Annotated in this window: 10 protein-coding genes; 5 read left to right on the plus strand and 5 right to left on the minus strand. The window is 73.7% G+C overall.

The window, feature by feature from the left end:
• Window positions 1-72 precede the first annotated feature (72 nt).
• On the plus strand, window positions 73-1,674 hold the full coding sequence (locus ADK60_RS18285; RefSeq protein WP_053647312.1) for a PucR family transcriptional regulator: 1,602 nt from the start codon (window positions 73-75) through the stop codon (window positions 1,672-1,674).
• 147 nt (window positions 1,675-1,821) lie between these two features.
• On the opposite strand, the gene ADK60_RS18290 is transcribed toward ADK60_RS18285, so the two are convergent.
• Both ADK60_RS18290 and ADK60_RS18295 read right to left on the minus strand, forming a co-directional pair.
• Window positions 1,822-3,306, minus strand: a complete 1,485-nt coding sequence (locus ADK60_RS18290) for an alkaline phosphatase PhoX (RefSeq protein WP_053647314.1) — start codon at window positions 3,304-3,306, stop codon at window positions 1,822-1,824.
• A gap of 298 nt (window positions 3,307-3,604) precedes the next feature.
• The gene (locus ADK60_RS18295) at window positions 3,605-4,777 is read right to left on the minus strand and encodes a hypothetical protein (RefSeq protein ID WP_053647317.1); all 1,173 of its coding nucleotides are present in this window, start codon (window positions 4,775-4,777) and stop codon (window positions 3,605-3,607) included.
• A gap of 273 nt (window positions 4,778-5,050) precedes the next feature.
• On the opposite strand from ADK60_RS18295, the gene ADK60_RS18300 reads away from it, so the two are divergent.
• Window positions 5,051-5,497, plus strand: coding sequence for a VOC family protein (locus ADK60_RS18300; protein WP_045940122.1), 447 nt, complete (start codon window positions 5,051-5,053; stop codon window positions 5,495-5,497).
• A gap of 61 nt (window positions 5,498-5,558) precedes the next feature.
• Here the strand turns inward: ADK60_RS18300 and ADK60_RS18305 are convergent, their stop codons facing one another.
• Window positions 5,559-7,187 carry a hypothetical protein gene (locus ADK60_RS18305; protein ID WP_234371137.1) on the minus strand — a complete coding sequence of 543 codons (1,629 nt, stop codon included), beginning with the start codon at window positions 7,185-7,187 and terminating at the stop codon, window positions 5,559-5,561.
• Window positions 7,188-7,544: 357 nt separating this feature from the next.
• Between ADK60_RS18305 and ADK60_RS18310 the strand changes: the two genes are divergently transcribed.
• Window positions 7,545-8,876, plus strand: coding sequence for an MFS transporter (locus tag ADK60_RS18310; RefSeq protein ID WP_053647321.1), 1,332 nt, complete (start codon window positions 7,545-7,547; stop codon window positions 8,874-8,876).
• A gap of 68 nt (window positions 8,877-8,944) precedes the next feature.
• Here the strand turns inward: ADK60_RS18310 and ADK60_RS18315 are convergent, their stop codons facing one another.
• Both ADK60_RS18315 and ADK60_RS18320 read right to left on the minus strand, forming a co-directional pair.
• Window positions 8,945-9,592, minus strand: a complete 648-nt coding sequence (locus tag ADK60_RS18315; protein WP_053647323.1) for a Uma2 family endonuclease — start codon at window positions 9,590-9,592, stop codon at window positions 8,945-8,947.
• Window positions 9,593-9,784: 192 nt separating this feature from the next.
• Window positions 9,785-10,270 carry a hypothetical protein gene (locus ADK60_RS18320; protein WP_053647325.1) on the minus strand — a complete coding sequence of 162 codons (486 nt, stop codon included), beginning with the start codon at window positions 10,268-10,270 and terminating at the stop codon, window positions 9,785-9,787.
• Window positions 10,271-10,408: 138 nt separating this feature from the next.
• On the opposite strand from ADK60_RS18320, the gene ADK60_RS18325 reads away from it, so the two are divergent.
• Window positions 10,409-10,840, plus strand: a complete 432-nt coding sequence (locus tag ADK60_RS18325; RefSeq protein WP_053647327.1) for an NUDIX hydrolase — start codon at window positions 10,409-10,411, stop codon at window positions 10,838-10,840.
• 186 nt (window positions 10,841-11,026) lie between these two features.
• Window positions 11,027-11,905, plus strand: coding sequence for a hypothetical protein (locus tag ADK60_RS18330; protein WP_053647329.1), 879 nt, complete (start codon window positions 11,027-11,029; stop codon window positions 11,903-11,905).
• Window positions 11,906-11,918: the final 13 nt, after the last annotated feature.

Consider the following 11,918-nt stretch of genomic DNA (forward strand, 5'->3'; position numbering starts at 1 on the left):
CCTCGAAGGTGTCCGACGGGGGTCGGCGGCGGGCCGCCCCCGACCCCCGTCGGACACCTTCGAGGAGGCCCGATGACCGCCCCCGGCCTCCCGCTCCGGCAGCTGCTGATGTCCCTGGGCGAGCCGCTGGTCGAGCTCCAGACCGCCCCGCACGGCCTCGACGTCCCGGTCCGTGACGTGGCCATCCTCGACCCCGAGGACCCGCCCACCGCCGCCCCGGGCGAACTCGTGCTCGCCATCGGCGCCCGCGGCCGGGCCGCCCTCCCGGCGCTGCGCGCGGCCGGCCGGGCCGGAGCCGCCGCGGTCGCCGTCAAGCTGGACGCCCCCGGCCAGGCCGACGCGCTGCGCGAGGCGGCCACCGAGGCCGGCGTGGCGCTGCTCTCGGTCCGCCGGGAGACCCGCTGGGAGCACCTCGACTCACTGGCCCGGGCGATCATCGCCGGCCCCGACACCCCGGACGCGCCCGGCTCCCCCGAGCACAACGCCGGCGACCTGTTCTCGCTCGCCCAGACCGTCGCCGTGCTCACCAACGGCATCGTCTCGATCGAGGACACCTCCAGCCGGGTGCTCGCCTACTCGCGCTCCTCCGACTCCGACGAGGTCGACGACCTGCGCCGGCTCTCCATCCTCGGCTGGCAGGGCCCGGAGCCGTACCTCTCCAAGCTCCGCGAGTGGGGCGTCTTCCAGCACCTGCGCACCTCGGACACCGTGATCGCGGTCGACCCGCACCCGGAGCTCGGCCTGCGCCGCCGGCTCGCGATCGGCATCAGGACCGGCGCGCAGCCGCTCGGCACCATCTGGGTGCAGGAGGGCTCCCGGCCGCTCGCGCCGCTGGCCGAGCAGGCACTGGTCGGCGCGGCCCGGGTCGCCGCGGCCCAGCTGGTGCGCCGCCGCCGGGAGCTGTCCGCGGACGTCCGGCTCACCCGGACCCTGCTCACCGGCCTGCTGGAGGGCTCCACCGGCCCGCAGTCGCTGGCCACCCACCTCGGCCTCGACGTGCGGCGCCCGGCCACCGTACTGGCGTACAGCGCGGGCACCACCGAGCAGCTCACCCGGGCCGAGGTGACCGGCCTCATCTCGGTGCACACGGCGGCCCGGCACCGCGCCGCGCTGCTGGCGCCGATCGAGTCCCGGGTGTACGTGCTGCTGCCCGATCTGCCCGCCAATCTGCCGATGGCCACCGTGCGCGGCTGGGCGCAGGAGGTGGTCGAGGCGGCCAGCGACCATCTGGGTGTCCGGCTGCGGGCGGCGCTCGGTTCCACCGTGGAGGGCCTCGCCCAGGTGCCCGATTCGCGCGCGCAGGCGGACCGGATCCTGGACGCGATGGGCCGCGGCGGGGTCGACCTGGAGGTCGCGGCGCTGATCGACGTCCAGGCGGAGGTGCTGGTCAGCGAGGTGCTGGCGCTGCTCCAGGAGCGCGGCGGCCTGCGCGACCCGCGGCTCACCGCGCTGACCTCCTACGACCGCAGGCACGGGACCAGGCTCGCCGAGTCGGTGCTGGCCTGGCTGGACGCGCTGGGCGAGGTCCGGGTCGCGGCGGACGCCCTGCACATCCACCCGAACACCCTGCGGTACCGGGTCCGCCGGGCCGAGCAGCTGACCGGGATCGACCTGGCCCAGCCGCAGCAGCGGCTGCTGGCGATGCTCCAGCTGCGGCTGCCGGCCGACTCCTGACCGGCACGCACCCGCCCCGGATCCGTACGTGCCCGGTCCCGTACCGTCCCCGGTCCCGTACCGTGCCCGATCCCGTCCCCGTCCCCGTCCCCGGGCACGCGAAAGGGGCCCGCCGAAGCGGGCCCCGATCACTCACTCGCGGTCAGCTCACTGGCCGTAGCCCTGGCCGCGCTTGTGCTCGTTCAGGCGGTGCCACGGGCCGGTGATGGCCAGCTGGATGCCCGGGGTCTGGATGTTGGCGAAGAGGGTCTTGCCGTCGTCCGAGAAGGTGACGCCGGTGAACTCGCTGAACTCCGGCTTCTCGGCGGTGCCGATGTTCAGCTCGTTGCGGGCGATCGGGAAGGTCAGGCCGTCCTCGGTGGCGCCGAACAGGTGCGAGACACCCTCGCCGTCCTCGGCGATCACGATGCCGCCGTAGGGCGAGACGGTGATGTTGTCCGGGCCGTCGTAGTTGTCGTGGTCGCCCCAGACGTCGGTGTTGACGCCCAGCAGGACCTTCAGGGTGATGGTGCGGCGGACCGGGCTGTAGAACCAGACCTGGCCGTCGTGCTGCAGCGGGCTCTCCGAGCGGGCGAAGCTGGAGACGAAGTAGAAGCCGCCGTCACCCCACCACATACCCTCCAGCTTGCGGGCGCGGGTGACCTCGCCGTCCTTGAACTGCTTGCGGACGGAGACCGTCTTGGCGTCGCGGTCCTGGACCTTGACCCAGTCCACGCCGTAGGTGGTGCCGACCGTGGTGGCGCGGGACAGGTCGTCGATGAACTTACCCTGGGCGTCGAAGACCTTGAAGGCCTCCAGCACACCGGCGTCGGCGGCCAGCTTGCGCAGCTGGTAGCGGCCGTGCTTGAAGCCGGCCGGCGGGGTCCAGCGGAAGAGCAGGCCGTTGGGGTTCGAGGCGTCCTCGGTCAGGAAGACGTGGCCGCGCTTCGGGTCGACGACGACGGCCTCGTGGGCGTAGCGGCCGAAGGCCTTCACCGGCTGCGGGTCGCGGTTGTAGTCGTCGTCGAACGGGTCGACCTCGAAGATGTAGCCGTGGTCCTTGGTGAAGCCGTTCTTGCCGGCCTTGTCCTCGGTCTCCTCGCCGGACAGCCAGGTGCCCCACGGGGTGACGCCACCGGCGCAGTTGGTGGCGGTGCCGGCGATGCCGACCCACTGCTCGACCGTGCCGTTGGCCTTGGCGTGCACGATGGTGCAGCCGCCGGCCGCGCCCGGGTCGTAGACGTGGCCCTCGGTCAGCGGGACCGGGTTGGGCCAGTTGGCGCGGGCGCCGGACAGCTCGTGGTTGACGACCAGCAGGTTGCCGCCGCGCTCGTCCTCGAACGCCGAGGTGCCGTCGTGGTTGCTCGGGGTGAACTCACCGGTGCGCAGCTTGGTGACGCCGGCGCGGTTCACGACCTTGTACTTGAAGCCCTTGGGCAGGGCCAGCAGGCCGCCCTGCGCGTCGGCGACCAGCGGGCCGTAACCCACGGCGAGGCGCTCGGCCTCGGCAGCCTCGGCGGCCGGCGCCTCGCCACCGGCCGGAGCGGCGATCGCACCCGGGGCGGTGGCCAGGGCCTCCGCGCTGCCGGCGATCAGAACGCCGGCCCCGACGAGGGTGGAACGGTTGACGAAGTCCCGACGGGACAGCGACATGGCAGTCACTCCTGAAGGCTGGGGTGCCGACCGGGCTGACCCGGTGCGCGGCGTGCGAGGTTTGCGAGGTGTGCGAGGTGTCGAGAAATGGTCGTCGACGCCCAGCAGACTCCGCCTGCCCGATGAACGCCCGGTGAAGCGGACACCGCGTCAAGGCGGCCATTTGCCGACCGTATTCGAACCCATGACTCAACTTTTGCCACGTCCCCACAGGTCACACCACCGGGCCGGGCTCCGGCCACCCCCCGTTCGGCCCCCGGGAGGGCCGCCGTTCAATCAGCCAGAGGGCCGCGCCCGCTCAGTGGCCGGCCCGCGCCACCCGCCACTGCTCCCAGGCCGCCAGCCACAGCTGCTCGCCCATCCGGTGCTCCCCGCGCTCCCCGCTCCGCACCCACTCCCCGCTCCGCACCCGCTGCCAGGCCCGCTGCGCCGGCAGGCTCGCCACCTCGCTGGCGAACACCGAGTACCGGATCGACTCCTCCACCGCGGCGTCGCCCTCCGGAGTCCCCACCACCCAGTGCGTCAGCTGGGACAGCCGCCGGAGCTGCTCGACCATCGCGGCCACCGCCTCCGCCGCCTCCGCCCTGGTCTCCGAGGCGAGCCGCATCTGCTGGCGCACCGCCGCCTCCCACCGCAGCGCACCCGCCTCCGCGCGCGCCCCCCGCAGCGGCCGCGGCGGCCTCCCGGACCGCAGCCGGGCCTCGACCGCGGCGGCCTCGCTGATGCCGTGCGCGATCACCTCCCGGTGCGCCTCCAGGCCGGTGACCGGGGCCAGCTCGCGCCGCTCCACCGGCAGGCACCGGCCGCGTCGGCCGGCCAGCTCGCGCAGCAGCGCGGTGCGGCCGCGCAGACAGCCCTCGGGGTCCTGGATCCGGGCCAGCTCGACGCCGCCCGGCGGCACGCCGCGCCCGCAGACGGTCACGGTCAGCCCGTCCACCCGGAACCGGCCCGCCCAGACCGGTTCGGCGCCGCCCATCGGGCAGCAGCCGGGCAGCGGCGCGCCGGACCACAGGCCGCGCCGGTCCTCGTGCACCTCGACGGCGTGCGCCCGGCCGTCGACCGTGATCCACTCGCGCAGCGCCCTGACCCGGCCCGGGGTGTCGCCCTCGTCGACCCCGAGCTGCTCGTAGACCCGGTCGCGCTCGTCCTCGACCACGTCCTCCAGCTCGGGCAGCGGCTCGAACCGGTCGGCGCCCGGCCGGTGGGTGCGCACGGTGACGTAGGGGCCGGCCGCCGAGGTCCAGTCGCCGGTGCCGACCTCGACCCAGCCGGGAGCGGGATCCGCACCGCCGCCGAACGCGACCAGCGCGACGGGACCGCCCGGGCCCGCCGCGGGCACCACGCCGTACAGCGGGAAGTCGGCCGCGGCGAGGGTCCGGCGGGCGAGGTCCTCCTGACCGCCGAGGAACTCCTCCAGGTCGCCGACCCGGCACTCGCGCGGACAGTCCCCCGGGCGGCCGCACGGGTCCACCGTGCCCGCACCGTCCCCGTACCGACCGCTCCGACCGCCTCCGCTCGCCCGCGTCATCCCGCGCCGCACCCCCTGTCCTCGCCGTTCCCGCCGTGCCGTAGACCCCGGCAACGATACGTGGCCCGACCTGCCGGGTCATCAGGCCCTTTGCGCACCCCGCCGATCAGCCGCCGAGCCGACGGCCACCGGCCCCGTCCGGCCCGCCCCGCCCCGGCCCCGCCGGACGGCCCTGCCCGGGGCGCCGCTGTCGGTCCCCCTCCCTACGCTGGCGGCATGACAGCAACCACGGACTTCCCGGCCCGGCTCAGCATCGTCACCCTCGGCGTGACCGACCTCGACCGCAGCGCCCGCTTCTACGAGGCACTCGGCTGGCACCGGTCCGCCGCCTCCAGCCCGGAGATCGTCTGGTTCCGCACCGCCGACTCGGTGCTCGGCCTCTTCCCGCACGACGAGCTGGCCGCCGACGCGGGCGTGCCGTCCGCGGGCGAGCCGGCCTTCCGGGGCGTCACCCTCGCGGTGAACCTGGAGTCCCCGGCCCTGGTCGACGCCGCGCTGGCGACGGCCGTGGAGGCCGGCGCCGTGGTGGTCAAGCCGCCGGCGCCGACCAGCTGGGGCGGCTACTCCGGCTACTTCGAGGACCCGGACGGCCACCTCTGGGAGCTGGCCCACAACCCGTTCTTCCCGTTCACCGAGGACGGCTCGCTCGACCTGCCCCGCTGAGCCCCCGCCGGCCGCACCGGGCACCGGCGGGGGCTTTCGGTTACCGCCTCCGGTTACCGCCTCAGCCCTTGGAGCGCGCCTTGAACGCCGCCTTGCGGGCCTCCTTCGCCACCGCCCGGTCCGGGTGCATCTCGCCGACCGCCTCCAGCACGTCCGCCGTGTACGGGTGGTCGACCCGCCACAGCTCGCCGAGGTAGTCCGCGGGCTCCTCCGTCACCGGCAGCTCGGCCACCAGCTCGCGCAGCTGCTCCGGATCACCGCCGGTGTCCAGCAGCTGGGCCGCGAAGGCGTCGACGACCGTCCACAGCGCAGTCGCGCGGTCCGGCGCGGGAACGTCCGCCGCGCCGAGCGCGACCAGCCAGGCCGCAGCGCCGCCGCCCAGCTCCGGATCGTCCAGTACCTCGCGCACGGCCGGTTCGGCGGGCGCGCCGATCAGGGTCAGCGCCGAGTGGCAGAGCATCCGCCGCATCGGGGCGTACGCGTCGTCGCCGCGCGCCGCCGCCAGCAGCTCGCGCGCCGCCGCCACCGGCTCCCGCCCGTCGAGCCAGACCTTCAGCTCCTCCTCGGGCAGCACATTGGCCGCCTCGCTGACACCGCGGAGCAGCTCGGCGGCGTCCCCCTGGGCCAGGTCGCCGACCAGCGGCGCGTCGTAGCCGTCCTCCAGCAGCCACTGGCGGATCCCGTACTGGCCGAGCGGGGTGAGCCGGACCAGCCCGAACCGGGCCGACTCCTCCTCGTCCAGCTCCGCCGGCTCGCCGTCCGCGCCGACGGCGGCCGTCTCCTCCCCCTCCTCCTCGTCGAAGAGCTCGGGGTCGATCGGCCGGTAGTCCAGCAGGCCCAGCTCGGAGAGATCGGCGAGCATCGGGTCCAGGGCCACCATCACATCGGTGATGTCGCCCAGCAGCTCGTCGCTCGGCTCCTCGCCCTCGGGGACGACCAGCAGCGCCGCCAGCACGCCCAGCGGCACCGTCTCGGTGCCCGGCTCGGCGAAGGCCGTGGTCTCGTACAGCACCTGCAGCGCCTCGTCGAGCAGCTCGGCGGCCTCGTCCCTGGCGTCCTCGACCTCGCCGAGGCCCTCCTCGTCCTCCTCCGCCTCGGCGTCCCCGTCGTCCTCCCGCTCCAGCTCCTGGGAGTCCGCCTCCACCGCCAGCTCGCGGACGATCCCGGCGGCCGTCAGCCACAGCTCCAGGACGGTCTCGGGGTCGCCCTCCTCGGCCGGCTCCAGGTCCGGGCCCGGGACGGCGACGTGCTCGCCGGCCGCCGTGGTGCCGATCTCGACCAGGTCCAGGTCGCAGGCGAGCGACCAGGCGCGCATCGCCTCGACCACCGCCTCCTCCTCGGCCTCCCCCTCCTCGGGGGCGAGGCCGAGCAGCCGGGCGGCCGGGAGCCGGTCCGGGGCGGTGAGGTCGCCGAACTCGTCCACCGCCCGGTGCGGGGCCGCCCAGCGGGCCAGCCGCAGCGCCCAGTCGAACATCGGGACGGCCTTCGCCAGCGCGGCCAGCTCCGGTTCGGCCGGCAGCCGGACCGGCGGCACCAGCACGGCCGCGTCGTCCAGGTCCTCGTCGTCCAGTCCGTGCGCGGCGAACGCGCCGTACAGATCCTGCAGCTCCAGGTCGGCGGGCAGCACCGCGCCCTCGCCCGGTGTCCCCGCCGCCGAGGGGCCGGCGTTCCTGCGACGTCGTGCGGCCATCGTTGCGCGTTCTCCCTACACCGAGCTTCACCGAGCACCATCGGGCTGCACCGAACGGTCAGCCGGGCCGGACCCCGGAGATCACCTCCGTGTACCGGCCCACTACCTCAGCGTATAGGCCGGGCACCCCCGATGCCCGGCCTCCAGGGGCGCGCGCCGCGAGCGCGCGCCCACCCCTTATCCTTCGAAGTCGGTACCGCGCACAACCCCGCGCGCGCCGACGGGCAACGTAGCCCCGCTCTCGCTCACCTGCACCACCAGGGAGCCCGCACCGAGGCCACCACCACAGCGCCCAGGACGGGCGCGCCGGCACACCCCGCCGACCCGCGTGGTGCCCGGCCACAGGAGACCCCTGCCATGGCGGACCTCTCCCCCGCCGGCTCCGGCCTGCGCACCGCGCAGCTCGACGGACGCCGACTGTCGGAGGCCCTGCTTCCCCTGGAGCTCGCGCCCCGCGCCCAGCTCCGGCTCGCCGCGATCAGCCGCTGGAACGCGCTGCGCGGTGTCCGTGTCGGCCTCGTCGCCGCCGCGCTGCTCCTCATGTTGATCGGCGCCAATCTGGCGACGCCGATCTACCCGATGCTCCAGCAACGGCTCGGACTGGGCCCGCTCGACACCACGATCCTCTTCACGATCTACGTGTTCGCGCTGGTCCCGGTACTGGCCGTGGTCGGCCACTGGTCCGACCACCTCGGCCGGCGCGCCCTGATCCTGCCCGCCGTCGCCCTGGCGGCCGCGGGCGACGTGGTGTTCGCGACCTCCGGCAGCTTCTGGCAGCTGGCCGCCGGCCGGGCCGTCCAGGGCATCGCCGTCGGCCTGTCCACCGGCGCCGCCGGGGCCGCCCTCGGCGATCTGATGCCGGACCGCCCCACCCTGGCCGCCAAGCTCACCCTCGCCTGTTCGGCGGGCGGCGTGGCGCTCGGCCCGGTGGTCGGCGCGCTGCTGGCCGACGGCGCCGACCCGCTGCTCACTCCCTTCCTGCTGCACGCGATCGCCCTGCTCGCGCTCTGCGTGCCACTGGCCCTGGTCCACCCCCGGATGCCCGGCCGCAACCGCCCGCCGGCCTCCCCGCCGCGCATCACCACCCCGGCCCACCTGCGCCCGCAGCGACTGCGGCTGCCGCGCACCGGCCGCCGCGAGTTCCTGCTGGCCGCCGGCGTCGGCTTCGTCTCGTACGGCGTCTTCGGCGTCTACCTGGCCCTCGCCCCGGCCTTCTCCACCAAGCTGCTGCACACCGACTCGCACCTGACCGGCGCGATCGTGGCCGCCCTGCTGCTCGGCTCCTCGGCCACCGCACAGCTGACCGTCCCGCCGACCGCCGACCGCGTGGTCGTCGCCCTCGGCCTGGCCGGCCTGGCCACCGGCCTCGGCCTGGTCGTCACCGCCCAGTACACCGGCACCCCGGCGCTGCTCTTCATCGGCAGCGTCCTCGGCGGCATCTGCCAGGGCGTGGCCTTCCGCTCGCTCTTCACCACCGCCGTCGCGGCGATGAACCCGGAACGCCGCGGCTCCGAGCTGAGCTCCCTGTGGATCATCGTCTACCTGGGCAGCTCCGCCCCCATCATCGCGGTCGGCGCCCTCGTCAAGACCTACGGCCTGCTCCCCGCCGTCAGCGGCTTCGCCGCCCTCGCGGCCACCCTCTGCGCGGCCCTGGCCATCGCCGTGGCCCGCCCCCCGAAGCGAGCCTGAGCACCACCCCGACAACGCCGCCGCCCCGGAACGGACCTCCGTTCCGGGGCGGCGGCGTTCCCCCACGCCTACGCGCTCCAGGGCTTCCAGGCATCGGTGTCGATCTCAATGCCGAACGGCTCCGGCAGCCGGACGGCCTCGCCGAACTTCCACTCGCCCAGCACCTCGTACGTGGCCTCGGCCTTGTTCGGCTCGCCGAACAGCACGACGCCGGGCTGCCGCGGGTCACGGTCCACCAGCAGGTAGTACGGCACGCCGCTCCGCGCGTAACCACTCCACTTGGTGGCCTTGCCCGACACAGGGCGCCGGTCATTGTGTGCGCCGGGGTACGCCGTGACCTCGGCGACAAGGCTGATCTCGTCCGGGCGGAGACATCGGTCCTCCGCGCTTTCCAGCAGATCCACCCCGGCGCTCACCAGCACGAGGTCGGGACAGTAACCGTCCCCGACTTCGGCAAGATCAACACCAACGTGCTGCAGCACATGCCACGGAAAGCCTTCATCCCTGGACTCGGCCCGGAACAGCCCTTCATGCAGGTCCGAAAGAATCAGAGCGTGAACCATCGGTGGATACGGTGCCACGACGAACTCGCCACCGATCACTTCTACCCGCAGCCGCTCAGGCAACCCGAGATGCTCGTCGAGTTCGCCCCGGACCCAGAGCACGTACGGCGAATCGGGCAGGACCCACTGCCCGGTGGCAACAACGGACGACATGCCCCCAGCCTGGCTACCCAGTCCAGGACACACCACTACCGCCCGAACCATTCCCCCGAAGGAGCGGTTTGGGCGGCAGCGGATTGACGTTCGGCTCGTCCGACCCGGCGACGGTGTTTGTGCGCCGGAGCGGGTGACCGGCCCGCCTCCCCGTCCTGGAGCCCGGGCCGGTCTTCCTGCCAATGGCGGTCATCAGCTTGTACGAGCGGCGCCTTCGGGCCACACGACCGTCACGGGCAGCTGGGCGGCACGGGCTGCGGCGACAGTGTCAGCGGTTCCCCCACGCCCGTTGCCCGGCCTGCCGTCCCATACGGCGAACAAGTGGTCGGCACGGCGTAGCAACTCGTTGTTGGCAGCTTCGTACGCCTCGCGGTTCGCCTCGGCGAACGGCATGACGACAACCTCGGCGGCAGCCTGGTGAAGACGGTCGAACTCAGCCGCGTACGCCGGCTTGACCTTGGCCTGACGGTAGTCGGCCGCCGGGACCACGGCGACCAGTCGGCCTCCGAGCGAGAGAACCACGTCGGCGAAGAGCGAGTCCGCGCCCTTGGCGATGCACGAGACACCGGTGAGGCCGTGCTCGGCGTGGTCAGCGAGTAGCGTTTCCAGCGCTCCACGAACCAGGACGACACTCTCCTCGGTGAGGTCCATGTGCCCGGTCACCGCGATCACGGTCATGCCGCTTCCCCCTCGGGTCAGTTCGCCAGTAGCTCGCGGATGCTATCGCGAGCTTCCTTGACGGCCAGTCGTTGCACGTCGACGGTGGCTGGCTCCTCCACCGACCCGCCAGTCCCACCCAACAGGAAGCAGGCCACCATGCAGCACCGCGTCCGAGCCGTTCTCCTCACCCCGAACAACACCACGCTGCTCATCAAGCGCCTCCGCCCGGGCATCGACCCGTACTGGGTGATCGTCGGCGGCAAGATCGAGCCGACCGACACCGACCCCCGGGAGGCCCTGCTGCGCGAGGTCCGCGAGGAGATCGCGGGCGAGGCCGAGATCGTCAGCCTCCTCCACACCGTCGAGACGGACGACGAGCGCCAGGACTTCTACCTCGCCACCGTCGACAAGTGGAGCTTCGAGGACCGCACCGGGCCGGAGTTCAGCCAGGAAGGCCGGGGCGAGTACCTCCTGGAGGAGGTCCCCCTCACCACCGAAGCCATCGACGCGATCAACCTCCAGCCCCGGGAGATCGCCACGGTTCTCCGCGCGGCCGTCGAAAGTGGTGAACTCCTCGCCGCCAGGTAGCCGCAGAACGATCGCTGCGTCCGTGCACCGGGCCCGCACCGGGCGTCAGCAAAGCCTCACGGTGCGTCAAATGCCGTGGTACGTTCCGTACTCGAAGAGAAAAAGGCGACCCCGGCGGTGCTGGAACACCCCGGGGTCCGGCAACAGGAGAAGCAACTCCCGATGCGCGTCCATCGTAGCGCCCACGTGCGCAATTTCACCGTGCTGCCCAACGCCGTCCTGCAGTACCGACGGCTGTCCTACACCGCCCGCGGCCTGCTCGCCGACCTCCTCTCCCGCCCCGACGGCTGGCGGGAGGACGGCCGCCACATGGCCGACACCAGCCCGCAGGGCCGTGGCGCGATCCGCAAGGCCCTGAAGGAGCTGACCGAGGCGGGCTTCTACCGCGTCGAGAAGATCCGGATGCCGGACGGCACCATCCGCACCGAGACCCATGTGTACGACACTCCGTGGTCCGCGCCGGATGCCACCCGTCCGGCGCCCGGTGGAGCGGGCGCCGGGCGTGCTGGCAGTCCTCCTGTTAAGAACCGGCACAGAAAACCCTCCCTCCCCGCGAGCCCGGCCGATGACGGCAGGCCCGAAGAACGGGAGGAGGCTTCCGAGGCCGAAGAGGTCCGTGAAGCCGTGGCCACCCTGTTCCGCGTGATCCGGTCCGAACCGCGCCTGCGCCTGGGCGAGGCCGAAGCCGCCGGACTTGCGCCCCTCGTCGCACAGTGGCTGAAGCGCGGCGCGAGCCCTGCCAACCTCGCTCAGGCCCTGCTGCCGGGCCTGCCCACCCCGGTGCACTCAGCGGTCGCGGTGCTCCGCTACCGCCTGGAACGCAAGATGCCGCCCGCCCAGCCTGCTGTGAGGCCCGCAGCGGCTCGGTACGCCGAGTGCGCCAAGTGCCACGACCCAGTGCCCCAGCCGGGCATCTGCCGCCCCTGCGCTGGCCTCGGCACGCGAACAGTCGCCATCGGCGGGGGCGAGGCGGCCACCCGCGGCGGAGCGACCCGAGCCAGAGCGGCCCTGCGCGCCGCGAAGACGGTCGGCCTGGATCTGGGCGGACTGCCCACCGTCGGGTAGATGTCTCTGAGCC

This window comes from Streptomyces sp. XY431 (assembly GCF_001279805.1).
Taxonomy (GTDB): Bacteria; Actinomycetota; Actinomycetes; order Streptomycetales; family Streptomycetaceae; genus Kitasatospora; species Kitasatospora purpeofusca.

Bases quoted from the DNA above. Each gene is read 5' to 3' on its own strand.
- ADK60_RS18300 (WP_045940122.1), top strand. From the start codon at position 5,051: ATGACAGCAACCACGGACTTCCCGGCCCGGCTCAGCATCGTCACCCTC.
- ADK60_RS18325 (WP_053647327.1), top strand. From the start codon at position 10,409: ATGCAGCACCGCGTCCGAGCCGTTCTCCTCACCCCGAACAACACCACG.
- ADK60_RS18290 (WP_053647314.1), bottom strand. From the start codon at position 3,306: ATGTCGCTGTCCCGTCGGGACTTCGTCAACCGTTCCACCCTCGTCGGG.
- ADK60_RS18310 (WP_053647321.1), top strand. From the start codon at position 7,545: ATGGCGGACCTCTCCCCCGCCGGCTCCGGCCTGCGCACCGCGCAGCTC.
- ADK60_RS18305 (WP_234371137.1), bottom strand. From the start codon at position 7,187: ATGGCCGCACGACGTCGCAGGAACGCCGGCCCCTCGGCGGCGGGGACA.
- ADK60_RS18320 (WP_053647325.1), bottom strand. From the start codon at position 10,270: ATGACCGTGATCGCGGTGACCGGGCACATGGACCTCACCGAGGAGAGT.
- ADK60_RS18315 (WP_053647323.1), bottom strand. From the start codon at position 9,592: ATGTCGTCCGTTGTTGCCACCGGGCAGTGGGTCCTGCCCGATTCGCCG.
- ADK60_RS18285 (WP_053647312.1), top strand. From the start codon at position 73: ATGACCGCCCCCGGCCTCCCGCTCCGGCAGCTGCTGATGTCCCTGGGC.